Annotated in this window: 19 protein-coding genes, 1 tRNA gene and 1 pseudogene; 14 read left to right on the top strand and 7 right to left on the bottom strand. The window is 58.5% G+C overall.

The window, feature by feature from the left end:
* Positions 1-51: 51 nt before the first annotated feature.
* From ACQ4OB_RS03825 to ACQ4OB_RS03815, 3 genes are all read right to left on the bottom strand, one after another.
* The gene (locus tag ACQ4OB_RS03825) at positions 52-435 is read right to left on the bottom strand and encodes a VOC family protein (RefSeq protein WP_095631894.1); all 384 of its coding nucleotides are present in this window, start codon (positions 433-435) and stop codon (positions 52-54) included.
* A 63-nt stretch (positions 436-498) separates the two neighbouring features.
* A complete protein-coding gene (locus tag ACQ4OB_RS03820) occupies positions 499-1,623 on the bottom strand; it encodes an S-(hydroxymethyl)glutathione dehydrogenase/class III alcohol dehydrogenase (RefSeq protein WP_183679611.1) in 1,125 nt (374 codons plus the stop codon).
* Between the two features lie 56 nt (positions 1,624-1,679).
* Positions 1,680-3,716 carry an NADH:flavin oxidoreductase gene (locus ACQ4OB_RS03815; RefSeq protein ID WP_102614271.1) on the bottom strand — a complete coding sequence of 679 codons (2,037 nt, stop codon included), beginning with the start codon at positions 3,714-3,716 and terminating at the stop codon, positions 1,680-1,682.
* A gap of 205 nt (positions 3,717-3,921) precedes the next feature.
* Here ACQ4OB_RS03815 and ACQ4OB_RS03810 point away from each other — a divergent pair, with 205 nt between their 5' ends.
* The 6 genes and pseudogenes from ACQ4OB_RS03810 to ACQ4OB_RS03785 all read left to right on the top strand — a co-directional run.
* On the top strand, positions 3,922-4,671 hold the full coding sequence (locus ACQ4OB_RS03810) for an electron transfer flavoprotein subunit beta/FixA family protein (protein WP_430955159.1): 750 nt from the start codon (positions 3,922-3,924) through the stop codon (positions 4,669-4,671).
* Positions 4,671-5,606: an electron transfer flavoprotein subunit alpha/FixB family protein gene (locus ACQ4OB_RS03805; RefSeq protein ID WP_102614273.1), complete on the top strand. Its 936-nt coding sequence runs from the start codon at positions 4,671-4,673 to the stop codon at positions 5,604-5,606. Before ACQ4OB_RS03810 ends, ACQ4OB_RS03805 begins: the two co-directional genes overlap by 1 nt.
* Before the next feature lie 142 nt (positions 5,607-5,748).
* Positions 5,749-6,648 (top strand): glycine betaine ABC transporter substrate-binding protein, encoded by a 900-nt coding sequence (locus ACQ4OB_RS03800; RefSeq protein ID WP_430955158.1) that lies wholly within the window; start codon positions 5,749-5,751, stop codon positions 6,646-6,648.
* A gap of 288 nt (positions 6,649-6,936) precedes the next feature.
* Positions 6,937-7,917, top strand: coding sequence for an isopenicillin N synthase family dioxygenase (locus tag ACQ4OB_RS03795; protein ID WP_102614275.1), 981 nt, complete (start codon positions 6,937-6,939; stop codon positions 7,915-7,917).
* Between the two features lie 25 nt (positions 7,918-7,942).
* A complete protein-coding gene (locus ACQ4OB_RS03790; protein WP_430955157.1) occupies positions 7,943-8,854 on the top strand; it encodes a 2-hydroxyacid dehydrogenase in 912 nt (303 codons plus the stop codon).
* Positions 8,850-9,077: pseudogene (locus ACQ4OB_RS03785) on the top strand (reverse transcriptase domain-containing protein); the annotation flags it as partial. The gene ACQ4OB_RS03790 and the pseudogene ACQ4OB_RS03785, both read left to right, overlap by 5 nt.
* A 320-nt stretch (positions 9,078-9,397) precedes the next feature.
* On the opposite strand, the gene ACQ4OB_RS03780 reads toward ACQ4OB_RS03785, so the two are convergent.
* A tRNA-Ser gene (locus tag ACQ4OB_RS03780) sits at positions 9,398-9,485 on the bottom strand.
* Positions 9,486-9,608: 123 nt separating this feature from the next.
* Between ACQ4OB_RS03780 and ACQ4OB_RS03775 the strand changes: the two genes are divergently transcribed.
* A complete protein-coding gene (locus ACQ4OB_RS03775) occupies positions 9,609-10,280 on the top strand; it encodes a Bax inhibitor-1/YccA family protein (protein WP_045057637.1) in 672 nt (223 codons plus the stop codon).
* Between the two features lie 65 nt (positions 10,281-10,345).
* Here the strand turns inward: ACQ4OB_RS03775 and ACQ4OB_RS03770 are convergent, their stop codons facing one another.
* The gene (locus ACQ4OB_RS03770; RefSeq protein WP_008155029.1) at positions 10,346-10,783 is read right to left on the bottom strand and encodes an Lrp/AsnC family transcriptional regulator; all 438 of its coding nucleotides are present in this window, start codon (positions 10,781-10,783) and stop codon (positions 10,346-10,348) included.
* A gap of 134 nt (positions 10,784-10,917) precedes the next feature.
* Here ACQ4OB_RS03770 and ACQ4OB_RS03765 point away from each other — a divergent pair, with 134 nt between their 5' ends.
* Positions 10,918-11,814, top strand: a complete 897-nt coding sequence (locus ACQ4OB_RS03765; RefSeq protein WP_076030739.1) for a DMT family transporter — start codon at positions 10,918-10,920, stop codon at positions 11,812-11,814.
* Positions 11,815-11,828: 14 nt separating this feature from the next.
* Here the strand turns inward: ACQ4OB_RS03765 and ACQ4OB_RS03760 are convergent, their stop codons facing one another.
* Together ACQ4OB_RS03760 and ACQ4OB_RS03755 are read right to left on the bottom strand one after the other, a co-directional pair.
* Positions 11,829-12,872 (bottom strand): FUSC family protein, encoded by a 1,044-nt coding sequence (locus tag ACQ4OB_RS03760; protein WP_074877646.1) that lies wholly within the window; start codon positions 12,870-12,872, stop codon positions 11,829-11,831.
* Positions 12,873-12,916: 44 nt separating this feature from the next.
* Positions 12,917-14,542 (bottom strand): NADP-dependent glyceraldehyde-3-phosphate dehydrogenase, encoded by a 1,626-nt coding sequence (locus tag ACQ4OB_RS03755; RefSeq protein WP_076030740.1) that lies wholly within the window; start codon positions 14,540-14,542, stop codon positions 12,917-12,919.
* A 212-nt stretch (positions 14,543-14,754) separates the two neighbouring features.
* Here ACQ4OB_RS03755 and ACQ4OB_RS03750 point away from each other — a divergent pair, with 212 nt between their 5' ends.
* The 6 genes from ACQ4OB_RS03750 (at position 14,755) to ACQ4OB_RS03725 (ending at position 22,749) form a co-directional block, all read left to right on the top strand.
* Positions 14,755-15,642 carry a Dyp-type peroxidase gene (locus tag ACQ4OB_RS03750; protein WP_076030741.1) on the top strand — a complete coding sequence of 296 codons (888 nt, stop codon included), beginning with the start codon at positions 14,755-14,757 and terminating at the stop codon, positions 15,640-15,642.
* A gap of 16 nt (positions 15,643-15,658) precedes the next feature.
* Entirely contained in the window at positions 15,659-16,627 is a 969-nt protein-coding gene (locus ACQ4OB_RS03745) for a Gfo/Idh/MocA family protein (protein ID WP_430955156.1), read from the top strand.
* 390 nt (positions 16,628-17,017) lie between these two features.
* Positions 17,018-17,635, top strand: a complete 618-nt coding sequence (lexA, locus tag ACQ4OB_RS03740; protein WP_074877639.1) for a transcriptional repressor LexA — start codon at positions 17,018-17,020, stop codon at positions 17,633-17,635.
* Positions 17,635-18,252: a translesion DNA synthesis-associated protein ImuA gene (imuA, locus tag ACQ4OB_RS03735; RefSeq protein WP_102614280.1), complete on the top strand. Its 618-nt coding sequence runs from the start codon at positions 17,635-17,637 to the stop codon at positions 18,250-18,252. The genes lexA and imuA overlap by 1 nt, the downstream gene beginning before the upstream one ends.
* A 7-nt stretch (positions 18,253-18,259) precedes the next feature.
* Entirely contained in the window at positions 18,260-19,675 is a 1,416-nt protein-coding gene (locus ACQ4OB_RS03730) for a Y-family DNA polymerase (protein ID WP_430955155.1), read from the top strand.
* The gene (locus ACQ4OB_RS03725; RefSeq protein WP_430955154.1) at positions 19,651-22,749 is read left to right on the top strand and encodes an error-prone DNA polymerase; all 3,099 of its coding nucleotides are present in this window, start codon (positions 19,651-19,653) and stop codon (positions 22,747-22,749) included. Before ACQ4OB_RS03730 ends, ACQ4OB_RS03725 begins: the two co-directional genes overlap by 25 nt.
* Positions 22,750-22,780: the final 31 nt, after the last annotated feature.

Here is a 22,780-nt window from a genome sequence, read left to right as displayed (position 1 = left end):
GTGAAGGCCCGCTGAAGGGCCTTCACTGTAGAAAGCGTCAACCGATTGCGATTATTCGGCCTTGAAGCAGTAGACAGCCAGTTTGTTGCCATCAAGGTCCCGAGCGTAAGCGGCATAGGCATTTTCAGCCCAGCTACGCGAACCCGGTTGGCCTTCACAGGTGCCACCCGCCGCGAGTGCGGTTTCGTGGAATGCATGTACTGCAGCGCGACTTGGCGCTTCGAAACTCACGGTCACGCCATTGCCAACGTTGGCAGGATTGCCATTGGCGGGTTTTAGCACGAAGAACGACGGTTTATCCACGCCCCAAATGGAGCCGGATTCATCAAGGTCGGCAACACGGTTAAGACCAATTTCTTTGAGAACACGATCATAGAAGGTCCGTGCTTCGGCAAGGTCATTGGTACCGACAGTGACATGGGTAAAAACAGACATTTTGATTTCCTTTGGGTTGTGATGCGGGTGTGAGCGCTGGCCGGTATCACGGCAGTGCCTTGGTCAAAAATGAATGACGGTGCGGATGCTTTGCCCTGCATGCATCAATTCGAAAGCCTTGTTGATGTCTGAAAGGCCAAGGTTGTGAGTGATGAAGGTTTCCAGCGGAATTTCGCCGGTGCTCGCTTTCTCGACGTAGCTGGGAAGCTCCGTGCGGCCCTTGACTCCACCAAACGCGCTGCCACGCCAGACGCGCCCGGTTACCAGTTGGAAAGGGCGGGTACTGATTTCCTGGCCCGCACCGGCAACACCGATAATGATCGATTCACCCCAGCCCTTGTGGCAGCACTCCAGAGCAGCTCGCATCAATTTGACGTTGCCGACACATTCAAACGAATAGTCCACGCCACCGTCGGTGAGCTCGACAATCACGTCCTGGATGGGCTTGTCATAGTCCATGGGGTTTATGAAATCGGTGGCGCCGAGCGATAGGGCGACGTCCCGCTTGGCCGGGTTGATATCAATGGCGATGACTCGCCCGGCGTTGGCCATTTTCGCGCCGATGATGGCCGCCAGCCCGATCCCGCCGAGCCCGAATATCGCAACGCTTGCCCCGGCCTCGACCTTGGCAGTGTTGAGTACGGCACCTATGCCTGTGGTCACGCCACAGCCCAGCAGGCACACCTGCTCTAGAGGCGCATCCTTGGGGATTTTGGCCAGGGAGATCTCTGGCAATACCGTGTACTCGGAGAAGGTCGAGCAGCCCATGTAATGGAACACCGGCTGGCCCTCAAAGGAGAAGCGCGATGTTCCGTCAGGCATCAAGCCCTTGCCCTGTGTCGCTCTGACTGCCTGGCACAGGTTGGTCTTGCCCGACAGACAGAATTTGCATTGCCGGCACTCGGCCGTGTACAGCGGAATCACATGGTCGCCGACCGACAATGACGTCACGCCTTCGCCGATCGACTCGACAATCCCGCCACCCTCATGACCCAACACGGCAGGAAAGATCCCCTCGGGATCGTCGCCCGACAGAGTAAAAGCATCCGTGTGGCAGACACCGGTTGCCACGATTCGCACCCGTACTTCGCCAGCCTTGGGCGGTGCGACATCAATGTCCACCAGCTGCAACGGCTGTCCTGGGCCAAAAGCGACTGCCGCCTTCGATTTAATGGTCACTGCTGACATGGTTCCCCCTCTTGTTTTTGGCGAGCCTCCGTTCCAACAAGAATGAAGGCTCGAATTCAGATTTCTTTCACCAGGCGCAAAGCGTCGTAGATGGCCGCGTGGGTGTTGCGAGCAGACACGGCGTCGCCGATCCGGAACAGCTGGAAACGTCCTTCGGGATTGGTGACGATGTTCTGTGCCGTGCCGGCTATCAGGTCATGCTGCTCTACCGCGCCGCCATTGGTGGAGAGAGGACGCAGGTCGAAGTACAAGTCGTCCAGAGGAAGAGTGCCGTGGTTGACGACCACCTGATCGACCACGCGTTGCTTGTGAACCTGCCCGTAATCGCTGCCAAAGGTTGCAACGAGCCCGTCATCACGTTTTTCCACTGTGTCGACCCGATAGGTGACGGTGAAGGTGACGTCCAGGTCCTGCAGGCTGCGCATGTAGGGCACCAGGTTCATGGCCATGACTTCAGGTGCAAACGAGCGGTCAGGGGTCACGATTTCTACTTTCGCGCCGCTATTGGCGATGACTTCGGCTGCCTGCAGGGCGGCATGATCCCCGGCATCGTCGAAGATCAGTACGTTGCGACCGGGCTTGATGTCACCGGAAATGATGTCCCAGGTTGAAACCACGAGTTCGTTGCCTTTGCGGAGCACCTCGGTATCCGGTAGACCGCCGGTCGCAACGATGACCACGTCAGGCTCGAAGGCTTGCACGGTGTCGGCTTCGGCCCAGGTGTTGAAATGAAACTTCACCCCCAGTCGTTCGCATTGCGCCATGCGCCAATCAATGATGCTGATCATCTCGCGACGACGCTCGCTCAATGCCGTCAGACGAATCTGCCCGCCAGGTTGGTCAGCCGCCTCAAGTACCGTTACATCATGGCCGCGCTCACCGGCGACCCGCGCCGCTTCCAGCCCGGCAGGGCCCGTACCGACCACCAGCACCTTGCGCTTGACCGCGGCTTTGGGAATGTCATGAGGCATGGTGGTTTCCCGCCCCGTCGCTGCGTTGTGGATGCAGTAGGCCGCGCCACCCTGATAGATGCGATCCAGACAATAGTTGGCGCCGACGCACGGGCGAATATCTTCTTCGCGCTTCTCGATGATTTTGCGCACGATGTGCGGATCGGTCATGTGCGCGCGGGTCATGCCCACCATGTCCACTTTGCCCGAGGCGATCGCGTAGCGCGCCGTGGCAACATCGGGAATCTTCGCCGCGTGGAAGGTCGGGAAGCCTGTTGCCGAACGGATCTCTCCAGCGAAGTCGAGGTGGGGTGAGTTGCGCATACCCTGAATCGGGATGACATCGGTCAAGCCAGCGTCCGTATCGATGTGGCCGCGTACCACGTTCAGGAAGTCGACCAGTCCGCTGTCCTTGAGCATGTGGGATATCTGCATGCCCTCGCTGGCATTGAAGCCACCGGGCAGTTCTTCATCTCCGGTGTAGCGAACCCCGAGCAGAAAGTCTTCGCCGACCCGTTGGCGGATGCCACGCAGGATGTCGAAGGTAAAGCGCATGCGGTTTTCCAGCGAGCCGCCATAAGGGCCGTCGAGGTCATTGGTCAACGGCGACCAGAACTGGTCCATCAAATGCCCGTAAGCCTGAAGCTCCAGACCATCGAGACCTGCCGCCTTCATGCGTTCCGCGGCGTCTACATAGTCCTTGATGATCCGCTCAATGTCCCATTCCTCCATTTTCTTCGGGAAGGAGCGGTGTGAAGCCTCGCGACGGTGTGACGGCGACACCACCGGCAACCAGTCGGCCTTGTCCCAGCGGGTGCGGCGGCCCAGGTGAGTCAACTGGATCATCACTGCCGCGCCATGTTCGTGGCATTCATCGGTCAGGTCCTTCAACCATCCGACCACTTCATCCTTGTAGGCGAGCACATTGTTGAATACCGGCGGGCTGTCTCGGGAGACGGCTGCGGAACCGGCAGTCATGGTCAGGGCGACACCGGCCTTTGCGCGCTCCACGTGGTAGGCGCGATAGAGATCCTTGGGCATGCCATCCACAGGGTAGGCCGGTTCATGGGAGGTGGTCATGATCCGGTTTCTGAGGGTCAGATTCTTGATTTTATAGGGTTGCAGCAAGGGATCGCTGGACATCGTGGTGCGCTCCAAAGTGGGCTTCATCAGGCTTGGTGACTAGAAATTAGGATAAATGTACACCTGTGTCAATGGTTGGTGACACATGTGTACATTTTGCTTGCGCAACAAAAAATCCAGGATTAACATCCGTCAAAACAAGGACTGAACTGGCTCATCCACGCCTTTCATCCATTGCATCGATTGATGAGTGCCCGAGGGAATTATGAAAGTGCTCGTAGCGGTAAAACGCGCCATCGACCCGAACGTGAAAGTTCGTGTTAAAGGCGATGGTTCAGGCGTCGACCTGAATGGCGTAAAAATGGCCTTGAACCCTTTCTGCGAAATCGCAGTGGAAGAAGCTACTCGCCTTAAGGAAAAAGGCGTGGTTTGCGAGGTGGTGGTCGTTTCAGTTGGCACTTCTGCTGCGCAAGAACAATTACGTACGGCATTAGCGCTTGGCGCAGATCGAGCACTCCTGGTGGAAACGAACGCGATGCTCGAGCCGCTCAACGTGGCCAAATACCTAAGCAAAGTGATCGATAACGAAAAGCCTCAATTGATCCTTTTTGGTAAACAGGCTATCGACCAGGAGAACAACCAGACCGGGCAGATGGTTGCGCAATTAATAGGTAGTGGTCAGGCCACCTTTGCCTCAGCCATCAGCTATGCCGATGGCCGATGGGTTGTTGAGCGTGAAGTCGATGGTGGCAGCCAGGTTGTGGCCCTTACGGCACCCGCAGTTGTTACCTGTGATCTGCGCCTTAATGAACCGCGCTACGCCTCGTTACCGAACATCATGAAGGCCAAGAAAAAACCGCTCGAGGTGATTGCCGCTGATGGCTTGGGCGCGAGCGTGAGGGAGCACACCCGGCTGCTCAAGGTGACGCCACCTCCAGTGCGAAAAGCAGGTATCAACGTCAGTTCGGTATCTGAACTGGTGGAAAAACTGAGAAACGTGGCGGGGTTAGTTTGATGCGCACATTGGTTATAGCCGAGCACACAGGTAGTCAACTCACGGCAGGCACGTTGAGTGCAATTACTGCTGCTATCGATCTGGGCTTCGAAACGGATTTGCTTGTGATGGGAGGGGCGGAGGCATCAGACGTTGCGGAACAGGCCGCGCTTACCAAGGGCCTGCATCGAGTGCTGCTCGCGCAGGATGAGATGTTCGAGAAGACGCTGGCCGAAAATGTCCAGCCACTGATCACTTCGCTAGTGGGCGACACTTATACCCATGTAATGGCCGATGCGAGCAGCATGGGTCGCAATGTGTTGCCACGGGTAGCGGCCAGCCTGGATGTCGGAATGCTTTCGGACGTCATCAAAATTGTGTCGGCAGACACTTTCGAGCGACCCATTTATGCGGGTAATGCGATCGCCACCGTTCAGTCCATCGATTCAGTCAAGTTGTTGACCCTCCGTGCCTCGGCTTTTGCCCAAGCCTCGTCCCATCAGGATCGCTGCGAAGTCACGGCCGTAAATGGGGGGCGCAGTGCAAGCACTGTCAGCTTTGTAAGCGAACAGCTGACGGTGAGCGAAAGGCCTGACCTGTCGAGCGCTCGTGTCGTCGTTTCCGGTGGTCGCGGGATGCAGAGCAAAGCGAATTTTGCATTGATCGAACGTGTTGCAGACAAGCTCGGTGGCGCCGTAGGCGCATCACGCGCTGCAGTGGACGCAGGTTTTGCCCCCAACGACTTGCAAGTCGGGCAGACGGGGAAAATAGTGGCACCGGATCTCTACATCGCCGCAGGTATCAGTGGCGCCATTCAACACCTGGCGGGTATGAGTGGATCAAAGGTAATCGTCGCGATCAACCAGGACGCTGAGGCGCCGATCGCCCAAGTTGCAGATTACATGTTGGTTGCGGATTTGTTTGAGGCATTACCGGCGCTCGAACAGGCATTGTGAGTGAGTTGATAATGATTCCATGGCAGAACAAGGTGCGAAACTTTATATTTGAAAGTTTAATATTAGCTTCGCATTTTTATGAGGGAAGTTGATGCTTCTGCTGTCCTGCCAATAACTATTAATACAGCACGCGGAGATGCACATGATTACGTTATCCAGTAAAACTTGTACCGGCTGGCTTGCAGGTTTGGTTATGATCTCCAGCAGCCTGATAGCTCAAGCCGAGGAGCCCGCGCCTATCCGTATTGGTTGGGTGAATTGGTCGGATACGGAGATCGCTGTAAAGCTGGCAGATACAGCGTTGCGAGATCACCTGAAACAACCGGTTAAATTGGTTCTGGCCGATATTGGTATTCAGTTCCAGGCGCTGGCTAACGGTAATATCGACCTGATTCCTATGGTTTGGCTGCCAAGCACTCACAAGTCCTTTTATGACAAATACCGCGACAAGCTCGAAGACTTAGGGGTGCTTTATGAGGGGCGGATTGGCATGGCGGTACCCACTTCTATTTCTGTCAGTGAAATCGCCAGTGTCGAAGACCTTAACAAGCCAGAGGTAAGGGAAAAACTCGGCGGCAAGATTTTGACTTCCGAAGTGGGTAATGGTCAGTACAAACTTACGGAAAAGGCCATTAAAGAATATCGTCTTGATGGTTATAAGATGGTCGCTTCTTCAGAGTCTGGAATGTTGAGCGAGTTGGACCGTAATCTGAAACGTGACAAGTGGTCTTTGATTAACGCATGGAGCCCGCACTGGATGTTCTCCAAGTGGTCACTGCGATATTTGGATGATCCGAAGCAGATTTTCGGAGGCTCTGAGCAAATCCACGCGGTCGCACGCAAAGGTTTTAGCGCAGAACACCCCGATGTTGCTCGATTCTTCGCCAACTTCAAAATCCCTAAAGCTGACCTTGAGAAAATGATGGCTACTGCGCGTGATAGCTCGGCAGATAAGGTAGTTGCAGAATACTACTCAGCCAACAAGCCCCGCTTTTCAGCAATGTTTGACGGCACGACTGCTGCAACAACAGCGGGCCAGTGACGACGGCCACTGTTTTGTCACTATTTTGCAGTTCGATGCCCTTTGCAGTGAGTGAAGGGTGTTGAGTGTTTATCTTTGGATCGGATTTTTATAAATGCCGGACACAGGCCATTGTATTGCCTTGCGGCGTTATATGATGAGTGGTTCTTGAACATTAGTTTGAGAAAAATAAACGAGCAGTAGCATGCGGGCATGCTGTTGAATTATGTGGCTCAGTGAGATCAAAGAGGGCGTCGCCGTGCTTTCTAAATCTTCTGCCTAATTGACATTCTTGAAAGGAGAACATACATGACAGAGTTATTTGATATTCGTCTGGCTAGCAAACAAACAGCTTTCACTGAAATTCCAGTCATAGATATATCGTCGCTCATAAACGGCGAAAATCCACAGGAGGTGGCAAGCCAAATAGGTGATGCATGCGAAAAGGTGGGTTTTTTTTATATAAAAAATCACGGTATTGACCAGCAGTTAATAGATGAGATGTATGCGCTTACCAAAAGCTTTTTCAAGCTTCCTTTTGATGAGAAGAACAAGCTTAATGTCGTAAATTCCGGGCCCACGCTACGTGGTTATATACCGATGTACGCGGAAAACGTCGATCCTGCTAATACCCGCGATTTCAAAGAATGTTTTGATTGCGGAGCTCATTACGATGAGGTCTCTCCATTTTTTGGTCCTAATCAAATGCCGTCGGCACTGCCGCAATTTGAGAAGGTTGCCGAAGATTACCATTCCTCTGTATTGGCACTCGCGCGAATGCTTATTGGTGGGATCGCGCTGAGCTTGGGTCTACCACAAAATTACTTTGAACACCTTCAGCGTAAGCCCATCACGATTCAGCGGATTTTGCGTTACCCGCCCCAGATCGGAAGAGTTTCCCAAGAGGAGATTGGTATTGGGGCGCACACGGACTATGGTTTCTTGACGGTCCTATCCCAAGATGCAGTTGGCGGTTTGCAAGTCAGGAACCGTGCAGGGGAGTGGGTTACTGCCCCTCCAGTTGAAGGCACTTTTATCGTCAATATTGGTGATCTGGTTCAAACCCTCACCAACGATCGCTACACCTCGACAATGCATCGCGTCATAAATACCAGCGGTCTAGAGCGCTATTCAATACCTTTCTTTATTGATTTGGATTTCGATGCGGTTGTTGAACCTGTGCCAACCTGCGTGAGTGAGGCTCTACCCGCGAAGTATGAAGCGTACACGTGTGGCCAACACAAATTTAAGCGTTTCGTTGATAGCTATGCGCATTTGAAAGGCGAATAGGGGGTTTTCAATGTGCATCCTATACATGGCCAATCCCGCCGATGCGCAGAAATGGCGAGATTGCCTGTCAACGCTCGCCCCTCAACTAGAGTTCCGCCAATGGCCTGATATCGGTAACCCGGCAGAGGTGCACTACATCCTGGCTTGGGAGCCTCTTCCCAGCCTTGTGGAGCAGTTTGGTAATCTTCGGCTCCTCTATGCTGCGGGGGCTGGAGTTGATCAGTTCGATTTGGCCCGTTTGCCTGCTCACGTGTCGCTCATACGGCTGGTAGATAGCTCGATGGCGGACATCATGGCTGAGTATGTTCTGTTTGGTGTTCTTGCCTTGCATCGAGACATCCTCGCTTACCAAGAGGATCAGCGCAGGGGTCGCTGGCAACCTCGACCAATCGTGCACGCTTCACAGCGGCGTGTTGGTGTCATGGGGGTTGGTAATCTCGGACGCGCCGCGCTTGATCGCCTTCAGCCATTGGACTTTCAACTCAGCGGCTGGAGTCGTTCTTCGAAGGAGGTGCCAGGTGGTCACTGTTACGTCGGCCTGGACGAATTAGAGGAATTTTTAGGGCAGTGCGACATCGTTGTGAACATGTTGCCGCTGACTCCCGAAACAGACGGAATACTCAATGCAGCAAGGCTTGATTGTCTCCCTTATGGCGCTGGACTGATTAACGTGGGACGTGGCGCCCACGTTGTAGACGCGGATCTGCTCTCTGCGTTGGATGAAGGCCGTCTGGGAGGTGCCGTACTGGATGTTTTGGTACAAGAGCCTCCCGCCCAAGACAACCCACTCTGGAAACACCCTCGAGTGCTCCTGACTCCTCATGTTGCAAGTGATTTGCAGATTGAAGGTGGTGTGGCGGTGATTGTTGAGAATCTCCAAAGAGAGTGTGAGGGACTGCCACTCTTGAATGTGGTTGATCGGTCTCAAGGCTATTAGATATGCCGATGATGTGAACGTTTACGTGCGCAGCCAGAGGGTCGGGCAGCGGGTGATGGCTTTGCTGAAGCGTCTGTATGAAAAGCTGCACTTGAGGGTCAACGAGAGCAAGAGTGCGGTGGCGAGTGCATTGGGTCGCAAGTTTCTGGGCTACGAACTGTGGTTCTCCCGAAACGAGGTCAAGTGTGTAGCGTCTTACAAGGCAAAAAAGCGGTTCAAACGGTAAGTTGGGCGCAAGTGAGTCGGTTGCTCGCAGGGGAACGGCCTATGAAGGCCACCCCTATGCCGATTTACGCGTAGTTTGTTGGGCTGTGTCGAAAAGAGATCACAACCTCTGTTTTCGTTCCGGCGCTTCCTGTGGACGCTGATTCAAACCCCGTTCTTCACGGCTGCAGATACAGGTAAGAGACCATTCGAAAAATTAGCCGCTGGTCGAAAAGCCATACTTCATCCAGGGTGTGGGCTGAGGTGTGGGCTCGACGATTTTTCCAAAAGCCAGAAACGACAAAGCCCTGAATAATCAGGGCTCTATCGATACAAATATGGCGGAGGCGATGGGATTCGAACTCATGGACCTGTTACAGTCGACGGTTTTCAAGACCGTTGCCTTAAACCACTCGGCCACACCTCCGTTTGCGTTGCGGGCGCCATAATACCTGAATGAAACACACTGTCAAACTCTCCGCATAGCTTGTTACAGAGCGTCTGTTATGATCTTTGCGACTGAACGTTTCAAACCAACAGGAGTGTCGCCATGCGCGAACAGGATTACGCAGTTAATAACAGCGTGCAGGCTGAGCAGCTAGAGGTTAGCCGCGTCCTGCGCAACACTTACGGCTTACTCGCTCTCACCCTCGCATTCAGCGGCGTGATGGCGTATGTCGCTCAGCAGATGCGCGTCGGCTACCCGAACATTTTCGTGGTGCTGATCGGTTTCTACGGCCTTTTCTTCCTCACCAACAAACTCCGTGATTCGGCTTGGGGCCTGGTGTCGGCATTTGCCCTGACCGGTTTCATGGGTTTCCTGCTCGGCCCGATCCTCAACCGTTACCTGGGTATGCAGGGCGGCGCCGAGGTGGTCAGTTCCGCGTTTGCGATGACTGCGCTGGTGTTCGGCGGTCTGTCGGCCTATGTGCTGATCTCCCGCAAGGACATGAGTTTCCTCAGTGGCTTCATCACTGCGGGTTTCTTCGTGTTGCTGGGTGCGGTGGTTGCCAGCTTCTTCTTCCAGATCAGTGGTCTGCAACTGGCGATCAGCGCAGGTTTCGTGCTGTTCTCCTCGGTCTGCATTCTGTTCCAGACCAGCGCCATCATTCACGGCGGTGAGCGCAACTACATCATGGCGACCATCAGCCTGTATGTATCGATCTACAACCTGTTCGTCAGCTTGTTGCAGCTGTTCGGCATCATGAGTCGCGATGATTAATCGTCAGCCTTGAGGAAAAAACCCGCTTCGGCGGGTTTTTTCTTGCCTGCGATTTGAGTGAGAACTCACGCCATCGGTGGCAAGCGGCGCTTGACCGGGGTTTTCTTGACGATTGCAGTGTTGGTTTCGGCGTGGGTGTTGAGGCGGTCGAGCAGGGTGTCCAGTTGTTCCATCGAACGCACATGCAGGCGAGCGATAAAACAGTCGTCGCCGGTGACTTTATCGCACTCGGTAAATTCGGGAATGGCCTGGATCTGCCGTTCCACTTCCTGCAACTGGCCTGGCAGCGGGCGAATACGGACGATGGCCTGGAGTTGATAGCCAAAGCATTTGGGGTCGATCTCGACGGTGTAACCCTTGAGCACGCCACGCTCTTCGAGACGACGCAAACGCTCGGCGACGCTGGGCGAAGACAGGCCGCTGATTTGCGCCAGAGCCTTGAGCGAGCGGCGTGAGTCTTCCATCAATGCCGTGATCAGCACTTGGTCGATATCGTCGGTCATGACGAACCCCTATTAGGCAATTAATTAAAACCGCCTTGATAAAAAAGGCAGATTTCGAGTTTAGCCTGCTTTTTGCGCTGGAGAAGCCCCTCGTCGGATTGGCATACTTTGGGCTCAAACACAGGAGTCTGATGATGGACAAAACCATACGTCACGGGTCATTTGAAATGACCGCCGCCATGCTGATTTCCGGGACCATCGGCTGGTTCGTGCTGGTGTCCGGGCAACCGGTGCTGGACGTAGTGTTCTGGCGTTGCGTGTTCGGCGCCGGCACGTTGTTGCTGATCTGCGCGGCATTCGGCTTCCTCCGTCCCGGCATTCTTACCCGCACCACGTTCTTGCTGGCTGTGCTCAGCGGCGTGGCGATTGTCGGCAACTGGGTGCTGTTGTTTGCTTCTTACTCCCGCGCCTCGATTGCCATCGGCACCGCGGTTTACAACGTTCAGCCGTTCATGTTGGTGGGGTTGGCCGCGTTGTTCCTCAACGAGAAAATCACTCTGCAGAAACTGTTCTGGCTGGGTATTTCGTTTCTCGGGATGCTGGCGATTGTCAGCGCACATGGCGGGCAGGGCGAGAGCGGTAATGATTACCTGATGGGCATCGCTCTGGCGTTGGGGGCGGCATTTCTTTACGCGATTGCCGCGTTGATCATCAAGCGCCTGACTGGCACACCGCCGCATCTGATCGCGCTGATTCAGGTCACCACCGGCGTGCTGTTACTCGCGCCGTTCGCGCACTTTTCGGCACTGCCGCAAGCGCCGAGTGCCTGGGCCAGTCTGGTAACCCTGGGCATTGTCCATACCGGCGTGATGTATGTGCTGCTCTATGGCGCGATCCAAAAACTGCCGACGGCACTGACCGGTGCGTTGTCCTTCATCTACCCGATTGCGGCGATTTTCGTTGACTGGTTTGCCTTCGGCCATCGCCTGGAGCCGCTGCAATGGATCGGTGTAGCCGCGATTCTGTTGGCCGCTGCCGGCATGCAACAGGGTTGGACCCTGAAATTTCGTCGGACGGTAACAACGCAGTAAGCCGTAAACAAACTTCAGATGTTCCAGCGCGGTGCCGTCTTGGCCAAGCGCTGGCGCATCTCGCCGATGTTGGCGGCTAGCTGTCGGACCAATAACTGATATCCGTCCAGCGGGTTGTAAACCGTTGCGGTCAGGCTTGAATCCGACGGCAGTTCGACGGGCCGGTTCAACCGCTGGGAGGCACCGGATTTCAGCGCCCTGGCCATACCGATCAGTTGCACCCGAATCAGCCGATGCTCGGCTTTCAACGCCAATTGAAGACGGGCCATCGCATCGGGGTCACTGGCGTCAGGTCGGGTGTTGCCGAGGATTTCCAGAGTGCTGACACACATGCGCAAGTGGCGCTGAATGGCATCGAGTTCGGTCATGGAAATCCGCACTTCCTTGGACACCGACGGCATCAACGAGCGCAGTTGCACCATCACTGTGTTCAGGCGGCCCACCAGTTTATGGTGTTCGTCATCGGTAACCGATTGGCCATTGATGATGCGGCCGTAGATCGTCGCGCAGTCGCGCAAGGCATCGGCCAGGTTGTAGCGCCAGGAATAAACCGCGTAGAGCGGCAAGGCGAAAGAAAACGCCAGGGCCAGGGCGATGCCGATCAGGATGTCCACCCCACGCCACAGCCCGTCGGTGATCGGGTTGTCGCCATGCCCCGCGACAATAAACACGGTAATCGCCGAGAGCAGCGCGGTGTAACCGCCCTTGCCGATGGCGTGGTAGGAGAAGAATCCGCAGACCACGGCCATCGCGAAATAGGTCAGCCACGGCATCCCGAGCCACGCCTGTTGCGCCACCAGCAGCAAGCCGACGCCGGCTCCGATCAAGGTGCCGATGGCGCGTTCGGCGGCTTTTTTGCCGATGTTGCCGTGATGCTGCAGGCCGCCGATCACCACCAGCATCGTCACCGACGCCCACTCACCGTGGGGCAGGTTGATGCCGGTGGTCAGCAGGATCGTTGCCAGCAACCCCAGCGACACACGCACCGCGTGGATCACCCGGGCGTGGCGATAGCGCCGATACGGGTCGAGTAACGGACGCAGCAGTCGGCGCAACAGAGGTGGCAGTCGATGGTCTCTGAATGTGCTCAGGCTCGGTTTCCTCAGAAAATGTAATCGGTGGTCAGGAAGCTCGAACTGCGTCCGCTGATGATCTCGCTGATGAGTTCTTTGTTGGTTTCCTGGAACTTGGTCGCCACAAGCGTGCGAATCGAAAATACCCGCAACGCATCATGCACCGATAGCGTGCCTTCGGCGGAGTTCTTGCGACCGTTGAACGGGAAAGTGTCCGGGCCGCGCTGGCACTGGGCGTTGAGGTTGATCCGGCCGACCTGGTTGGCAAAGGTATCGACCAGCCGGCCGACCGCCACCGGGTTGGTGCCGAAGATACTCAGCTGCTGGCCGAAGTCTGATTCCAGAACGTAATCGATCACCGTGTCCAGATGTCGGTAAGGCACGATTGGCACGACCGGGCCGAACTGTTCTTCCTGATAGACGCGCATCTGCGGCGTCACCGGGTACAGCACGGCGGGGTAGAAGAACGAAGCGCGGGCCTCACCGCCATTGGGGTTGACCACGGCGGCGCCTTTGCTCACGGCATCCGCCACCAGCGAGTGCAGATAATCGACCTTGCTCGCTTCCGGCAACGGCGTCAGCGCCACACCGTTGTCCCACGGCATGCCGGGTTTGAGGTTGGCGAGTCTGGCGTTGAATTTGTCGATGAACGCTTCGACCACGTCTTCATGGACGAAGAGGATTTTCAACGCGGTGCAGCGCTGGCCATTGAAAGACAAGGAGCCGGTGAGCGCTTCGCTGACCGCGTTGTCCAGATCGACTTCGGGCAGCACGATGCCGGGGTTTTTCGCGTCCAGGCCCAATGCCGCACGCAAGCGGTGCGGTTTTGGATGGAGTTTTTTCAGGTCACTGGCGGCTTTGTTGGTGCCGATAAACGCGAAGATGTCGATTTTGCCGCTGGCCATCAGCGCGCTGACGGTCTCGCGGCCGCTGCCGTAGATCACGTTGATCACCCCAGCCGGGAAGCTGTCGCGGAACGCTTCCAGCAGCGGACGAATCAGCAGTACACCGAGCTTGGCCGGTTTGAACACCACGGTGTTGCCCATGATCAGCGCTGGAATCAGCGTGGTAAAGGTTTCGTTCAACGGGTAGTTGTAAGGTCCCATGCACAACGCCACGCCCAGCGGTACGCGGCGGATCTGGCCGAGGGTGTCCTGTTCCAGTTCGAAACGGCTGGAGCGGCGGTCGAGCTCCTTGAGCGCATTGATGGTGTCGACGATGTAATCGCAGGTGCGGTCGAACTCTTTCTCCGAGTCCTTGAGGTTTTTGCCGATTTCCCACATCAGCAACTTGACCACGGCTTCGCGCTGTTCACGCATGCGTGCGAGGAAGGCTTCGACGTGCTGGATGCGTTCGGCTACGCGCATCGTCGGCCACAGACCCTGGCCCCGGTCATAGGCGCGGACGGCGGCGTCGAGCGCGGTCAATGCGGTGTCGGCATCGAGCAGCGGCGTGCTGCCGAGGATTACTTGTTCGTCGCCATTTTCGCCGGTCAGGTACACCGGGCTGCGGACTTGGGCGAGGGGCCCGGACCAGGTTTTCAGCTCACCGTCGACCAGGTATTCACGCTGCTCGGTCTGGCCGTCGAGGCGGTATTTTTCCGGGATGTCGCTGGCGTCGGGAAACAGGTTGCCAAGGATGTGTGCTGTGGTCATGTCGCTACCCCGTCTGGATTGGGTGATGCAATTGATGAATCGTTTTAGCAGACCTCGGACTCGCTTGTCATGACTCATCTTAGGATTCTTTTAGCTCGACGTTGCGGATCGTCGTAGCGGCTACAGGGTTACGGGGCTGCGACCTTTTGCCCTGAAAACACACAAGTTACGATCCTGCGGTTAAACTTCGCGCTCTTTCTGAAGGAGTTCATATGAGTTACTACCAGCCGGGCATTCTCGCCACCCCAGTTCCGCCTCAAGCTCGTCATATGTTCTTCGCACTCGAATCCGCCGCTGCCTTGCCGGCCGCGCTGGAGAATCTCAAGGGACTGGTGGACGGGAAGTCGGCCGTGGTCGGGTTCGGTGAGTCCCTGGTCAAGGCCCTCAAGGGGCAAATCGACGGCCTGCGCACCTTTCCAGCGTTGACCGGTGTCGGCGTCGACAACCCGTCCACCCAGCACGCGCTCTGGTGCTGGTTGCACGGTGTCGACCGTGGCGAATTGCTCAACCGTAGCAACGCCATCGAAGCCGCGCTGGCCCCGGCCCTGCGCCTGGTGCAGATGAACGAAACCTTCCGCCACCTTACTGGCCATGATCTGACCGGTTACGAAGACGGCACCGAAAACCCTCACGACGAAGCCGCCGTCGCCGCCGCGCTGGTGAGTAACGGCGCTGACGGAACGGTCGGCGGCAGTTTCGCCGCGATCCAGCAATGGCAGCACGACCTGAAGGGTTTCCACGCGATGCCGTCCGATGAGAAGGACAACATCATGGGCCGTCGTTTGAGCGACAACGAAGAAATCGACGACGCGCCGATCTCCGCTCACGTCAAACGTACCGCCCAGGAAAGCTTCGCCCCCGAGGCCTTCGTGGTGCGCCGTTCCATGCCGTGGATCGAAGGCGATCGCGCCGGCCTGATGTTCCTGGCCTTCGGTTTCTCCCTCGACGCCTTCGAAGCCCAACTGCGCCGCATGAGCGGTCTGGAAGACGGCATCACCGACGGTTTGTATCGCATCAGCCGGCCGATCACCGGCGGCTACTACTGGTGCCCGCCGCTCAAGGACGGGCATCTGGACCTGCGCGCACTGCGCGTCGGCTAAACATCTGGGAGTGAGTATGAACGTGGTGCGCTGGGGCATGATCGGGTGTGGCAGCGTCGCTGAACGCAAGAGCGGACCGGCCTTCTACAAGGCGCCCGGCTCGGCGCTGGTGGCGGTGATGGGCCGGCGTCTGGACGCGGTGTCGGATTACGCCGCGCGTCACGGCATCGCTCGGGTCTACACCGATGTCGACGCGCTGATCAATGATCCCGAAGTCGACGCGGTGTACATCGCAACGCCACCTGACAGCCATCACGCCTACGCCTTGAGGGTGGCCGCCGCCGGCAAACATTGCTGCGTCGAGAAACCCATGTCGTTGAATGCCGGGCAAAGCCGCGAGATGCAAAAGGCCTTTGCCGATGCCGGGCTGCACCTGTTTGTTTCCTACTATCGGCGTTCACTTCCGCGCTTCCAGCAAGTGCGGCAATGGCTGGAGGAAGGGCGGATCGGCGAGGTCCGGCATTTGACCTGGACCCTGACCAAAGCGCCATCCCCGACCGATCTTGGCGGTACCGATAACTGGCGCACCGACCCGGCTATTGCGGGTGGTGGTTATTTCGCCGACCTGGCCAGTCATGGCTTCGATCTGTTCCAGTACCTGCTTGGCGACATCGTCGAAGTCGCCGGGTTTACCGCGCACCAGGCCGGTTTGTATACCGCCGAGGATGCCGTCAGCGCCAGTTGGCGATTTGCTTCCGGCGCTCTGGGTATGGGCTGCTGGAATTTCGTCGCAGACCGCCGCGAAGATCGGGTCGAGCTGATTGGCAGCACAGGCCGGATCAGCTTTTCCGTATTCGATGAGCATCCGGTTCAGCTTGAAGCCGATGAAAGCCTCAGCCTGCACATCGAGAACCATGAGCACATTCAGTGGCATCACGTGCTGGGCATGAACGCGCATATTCGGGGAGAAGCGCGGCATCCGGCGCTGGCCGAACAAGCACTGAAAACCGATTGGGTGATGGACCAGATCCTCAAGCGCGGCTAACGCTCACTGAATGCCTCACCGATGTAGCAGTTGCCGAGCAGCGTGAGGCTGCGGTTCGGCGCATCTGAAAGTCGAAATCCCTTGCTCCGTTGAAACTCAATCCAAATGGAGAGCGAAGAGGCCGGCATAGCTTCCATCTGCATTGACTGAACGGTCGCCATCGCGAGCAGGCTCGCTCCCACAGGTTTCGTGGTGTAGGCAGGATTTGCGGCTGGCTTCGATCCATTGTAGGAGTGAGCCTGCTCGCGATGAGGCCGGCCCTGAGTAGTACGGAGCCTCATTCACCCTGTCGGCCTCCGCCGACACTGTAATTTGTGTTTACCTCGGGTTGTGTGGTCGACCAGCCAGCTGACTGGCGGTCCTTGCCAGGAAAAAACCAAAAGAGTACAAATGTACTCCATGACGACTTTAACTCCCCGCCGTACCGCCATCCTGACCTTTATCCGCGATCGAATCGCCGAGCAGGGCCAGTCCCCGAGCCTCGCTGAAATCAGCGAGGCGTTCGGTTTCGCCTCCCGTAGCGTGGCGCGCAAGCATGTGCTGGCGCTGACCGAGGCCGGTTTTATCGAGGTCAATGCGCATCAGGCCCGGGGCATTCGTTTGCTCGGACAACCGGCGCGGCCCGAGTTGCTGGACATTCCGGTACTCGGTCGAGTGGCGGCGGGTGCGCCGATCGGTGCCGATGCCGAGGTTCACAGCCGCTTGCTGCTCGACCCGTCGATCTTCTCGCGGGTGCCGGATTACATGCTGCGGGTCCAGGGTGACTCGATGATCGAGGACGGCATTCTCGACGGTGACCTGGTGGGCGTGCACCGCAATCCCGAGGCGGTCAACGGCCAGATCGTCGTCGCGCGACTCGACGGCGAAGTCACCATCAAACGTTTCGAGCGGGTCGGCGAGGTTGTCCGATTGCTGCCACGCAATCCGGCCTACAAGCCGATCATCGTCGAAGCCAGTCAGGACCTGGCCATCGAAGGAGTGTTCTGCGGCTTGGTGAGGCAAGGGTGATGGGCGCCGTCGTTGCGCTGGATACGCTGTTCAATGGCGGCCAGGTCTGGAAGGGCCGGCCTGCGCCACCGGCCGTCAGCCCGCAACCCACCGGGCATGCTGCGCTGGATGCGGCGTTGCCCACCGGTGGCTGGCCGGAAGCGGCGCTGACCGAAATCCTTTTGGCCGGGCAGGGTGTTGGCGAGTTGCAACTGGTGTGGCCGGCGCTGGCGCGGTTGTCCGCCGCGGGCGAGCGCATCGTGCTGGTGGCGCCGCCTTACGTGCCATATCCCCAGGCCTGGCAGAACGCCGGGGTCGATCTGCGTCAGTTGTCGATCATCCAGGCTTGCGAGCGCGATGCCTTGTGGGCAGCGGAACAATGCCTGCGTTCAGGCAGTTGTGGCGCAGTGCTGTGCTGGCCGCACAAGGCCGATGACCGGGCGTTGCGGCGCTTGCAGGTGGCGGCGGAAACCGGCTCGACCCTGGCGTTTGCCTACCGCTCGATCAATGAGGCGATCAACCCTTCGCCCGCGGCACTGCGCATCGCCATCGATGCCAGGCCTGCACAATTGCGCGTGCTCAAGTGTCGGGGCGGGTTGGCGCGTTCGGCGCCGATTGCCTTCCCCGTGGGACATTGAGGTTGCCATGCGCTGGGTGTGCATTCTCTTCCCGCAATTGGCGCTGGACGCGGTACTGCGTCAGCGTTCCGATCCCGATGAACCGCTGGCGCTGCTGACCGGCCCGGCCCAACGTCGGGTGTTGCAAGCGGTCAACGCTTCGGCCCGGGCGCTGGGCTTGCGTCCGGGCCAGTCGATGACCGCCGCCCAGGCCTTGAGCAAAGGCTTTGTCACGGCTGAATACGACGCTGCCGAGATCGAGCACTGGCAGCAGTTTCTGGCCGCCTGGGCTTATCGATTCAGTTCACAAGTCAGCGTGCATTACCCGCGTGCGGTGGTGTTTGAAATCGAGTCCAGCCTGGGATTGTTCGGCGCCTGGCCGCAATTCGAGGCGCGGTTACGCGCCGAACTCGGCGAGTTGGGGTTTCGCCATCGGATTGTTGCCGCGCCCAACCCGGTGGCGGCACGGGTACTGGCCAATGCTTATGACGGTCTGGTGGTGCCCGACGATCAAGCCTTGCAGCATCATCTAGGGCAGTTGCCCATCGACCGGATCGGGCTGGAAACCAGCGTGGCCACCGCGTTGTCGCGCATGGGGCTGCGCACCTTGAGCCAGGTTCAGGCGTTGCCTCGCCATAGTCTGGCCCGGCGTTTCGAGGCCCGGGTGCTCAAGCATCTGGACGCCTTGCTCGGGTTACGGCGGCTGGCGCTGGCGTTCTACCTGCCGCCGGACCGGTTCGATGTGCGCATCGAGCTCAACTTCGACGTGCAGTCCCATCAGGCGCTGCTGTTTCCGTTACGCCGGCTGACCGGCGACCTGTCGGCGTTTCTTTGCGGTCGGGACAGCGGCGTGCAGCGTTTTGACCTGCACCTGGAACACGCCGGGTTGCCGGACACCGTCATCAAGGTCGGCCTGCTCAGCGCCGAACGTGAGCCGGCGATGCTCTTCGAACTGGCCCGGGGCCGGTTGGAGCACGTTCAGGTCGAGGCCCCGGTGCGCGGTTTTCGCCTGCGCGCCGAAGACTTGCCGGCCTTCGTTCCCCAGTATCAGGAGCTGTTCGACGACCGCCCGCAGCAGTCCTTGCCCTGGGAGCAACTGCGCGAACGCTTGCGCGCGCGGTTGGGGGATGACGCGGTGCAGGGCTTGCGGTTCCAGGCCGATCACCGGCCGGAATGCGCGTGGCAGGCCAGTGTCGACAGTCAGCGCTGTGCAGGGCTGCCCGGCGTGCAACGTCCGGGTTGGCTGCTGACCGAACCACTGGCGGTGCACGAAGGTTCGGCGCGCATCCTGATGGGGCCGGAGCGCATCGAGTCCGGTTGGTGGGACGGCGCCGATGTGCGCCGTGATTACTTCCTGATCGAAACCCGTTCCGGCCAGCAGGGCTGGGCCTACCGTGCGGTCGGTGAGGACGGTCCGTTGTGGCTGCAAGGCTGGTTCGCATGAGCATCGACTATGCCGAGCTGCACTGCCTGTCGAACTTCAGTTTCCAGCGCGGTGCTTCCAGTGCCCTCGAACTCTTTCAGCGGGCGAAAAAGCACGGCTATCAGGCCTTGGCGATCACCGATGAATGCACCCTGGCCGGTATCGTCCGCGCCTGGCAAGCGGCCAAAGCCGTGGAGCTGCCGCTGATCATCGGCAGCGAAGTGCGCATCGAGAACGGTCCGAAACTGGTGTTGCTGGTGGAAAACCTCGAGGGTTATCAAGCGCTGTGCCGATTGATTACCCGAGCCCGACGCCGCACGCAGAAAGGCCAGTATCAAGTGCTGCGCGAGGACTTCAGCGAACCCTTGCCGGGCCTGTTGGCATTGTGGGTGCCGGACGCGGTCGATGACTTCGAACAGGGCCGCTGGCTGAAACAGACCTTCGCCAATTGCCTGTGGCTGGCCGTCCAGCTGCATCGCGGCCAGAACGATACCCGACGGCTGAACGAGCTGTTGATGCTGGCAAGGGAGCTGCGAATCCCGGCAGTGGCCAGCGGTGATGTGCACATGCACGCTCGTGGACGGCGCGCCTTGCAGGACACCATGACTGCGATCCGTCATCACGTGCCGGTGGCGGAGGCCGGGTTGCGTCTTCATCCCAATGGCGAGCGGCATGTGCGCAGTCTTGAGGCTCTGCAATCGATCTACCCGCAAACCCTGCTCGACGAAACGCTGAACATCGCCCGGCGCTGCACTTTCGATCTCGGTCAGTTGCGTTATCAATATCCCCGGGAATTGGTCCCTGAAGGCCAGACAGCCACCTCCTGGCTGCGGCATCTGACCGAAGAGGGCATCGCGTGGCGCTGGCCAAAAGGACCGCAGGCCAAGGTGCTGACGCAGATCGACAAGGAGCTGGAGCTGATCGCCGAACTGGGCTACGAAAGCTATTTCCTGACGGTTCACGACATTGTGCGATTCGCCCGTGAGCAAAAAATCCTGTGTCAGGGCCGTGGTTCGGCGGCCAACTCGGCGGTGTGCTTTGCCTTGGGCATCACGGAAATCGATCCGGATCGCACCACGCTGTTGTTCGAGCGCTTTCTCTCCAAAGAGCGCAACGAACCGCCGGACATCGACGTCGATTTCGAACACGAACGCCGCGAAGAAGTCTTGCAGTACGTGTTCCAGCGTTATGGCCGCAGCCGTGCGGCGCTGACGGCGGTGGTCAGCACGTATCACGCGGCCGGCGCGGTGCGTGATGTGGCCAAGGCCCTGGGTTTGCCGCCGGATCAGATCAACGCCCTGGCCGATTGCTGTGGCCACTGGAGTGATGAAACACCGCCCGTGGAGCGCCTGCTTGAAGGCGGGTTCGATCCCGAGAGTCCGGTGCTGCGCCGGGTGCTGAGCCTGACGGGGCAGTTGATCGGGTTCCCCCGACACCTGTCCCAGCACCCCGGCGGTTTCGTGATTTCCGAGCAGCCTCTGGACAGCCTGGTCCCGGTGGAAAACGCCGCCATGGCCGAGCGCACCATCATCCAGTGGGACAAGGACGACCTTGATGCCGTCGGGCTGCTCAAGGTGGATATCCTGGCGCTGGGCATGCTCAGTGCGATCCGCCGCTGTTTCGATCTGTTGCGCCGTCATCGTCATCGGGACCTCAGTCTGGCGACGATCCCGGCCGAAGACTCGCCGACCTACGACATGATCGGCCGTGCCGATACCATTGGCGTATTCCAGATCGAGTCCCGGGCGCAGATGTCGATGCTGCCGAGGCTCAAGCCACGGACCTTCTATGACCTGGTGATCGAGGTGGCAATTGTCCGTCCGGGGCCGATTCAGGGCGGGATGGTGCATCCATACCTGCGCCGCCGAAACAAGGAAGAACCGGAGGTCTATCCGTCTCCGGCACTGGAAGTGGTGCTCAAGCGCACGCTGGGCGTGCCGCTGTTCCAGGAACAGGTGATGCAGATTGCGATCGTCGCCGCCGACTACAGCCCCGGCGAGGCCGATCAACTGCGCCGCTCCATGGCGGCCTGGAAACGCCACGGCGGGCTGGAACCGCACAAGGATCGCCTGGCCGCCGGGATGAAGAAAAACGGCTACACGGCCGAGTTTGCCGCGCAGATCTTCGAGCAGATCAAAGGCTTCGGCAGTTATGGTTTTCCTGAGTCCCACGCCGCCAGTTTCGCCTTGCTGACCTACGCCAGTTGCTGGTTGAAATGCCATGAGCCGGCGGCCTTCGCCTGTGCGCTGATCAACAGTTGGCCCATGGGTTTCTACAGCCCGGACCAGATTCTGCAGGACGCGCGCCGGCATCATTTGCAGATTCGCCCGGTGGACGTGCGCGCCAGCGATTGGGATTGCAACCTTGAGCCGATCACTGGGGCTCAACCGGCGATTCGCATGGGATTGCGGATGATCAAGGGCTTTCGCGAGGACGATGCCCGGCGCATCGAAGCTGCACGGTCGAAGGGGGCGTTTATCGACATTGCCGATCTCGGCGAACGGGCGCGACTCGACGCCCGCGCCCAGGAACAACTGGCCGATGCCGGTGCGTTGCGTGGCCTGGCGGGTGACCGTCATCGGGCGCGCTGGGAAGTGGCGGGTGTGCAAAAACAGCTCGGTTTGTTTGCCGGTCTGCCGAGTCAGGAGGAGGGCGCGGTGTCGTTGCCAAAACCCACCGTGGGCGAGGACCTGCTGGCCGATTACAACAGTGTCGGCACCACGCTCGGCCCGCATCCGCTGGCTCTATTGCGGGGTGAATTGAAAGCCCGGCGCTGCCGCAGTTCGAAGGAACTGCTGGAGGTCGAGCATGGACGACCGGTCAGTGTCGCCGGGCTGGTGACCGGCCGACAACGCCCGGGCACCGCCAGTGGCGTGACCTTTGTCACCCTTGAAGATGAGTTCGGCAACGTCAACGTCATCGTCTGGCGCGACCTGGCCGACCGGCAGCGCCAGGTGTTGGTCGGTTCGCAATTGCTCAAGGTCGACGGGCGTTGGGAAAAGGAAGGCGAGGTGCGGCATTTGATTGCCGGACGGTTGAGCGACCTGAGCCCATTGCTCGACGGCATCAGCGTACGCAGCCGGGATTTCCGCTGAACCCAACTTGATCGTTCCCACGCTCTGCGTG

This window comes from Pseudomonas sp. ES4 (assembly GCF_050586665.1).
Taxonomy (GTDB): Bacteria; Pseudomonadota; Gammaproteobacteria; order Pseudomonadales; family Pseudomonadaceae; genus Aquipseudomonas; species Aquipseudomonas frederiksbergensis.
Note: the sequence above shows the minus strand (reverse complement) of the source record. Positions and strands in the feature narration are given on the sequence as shown.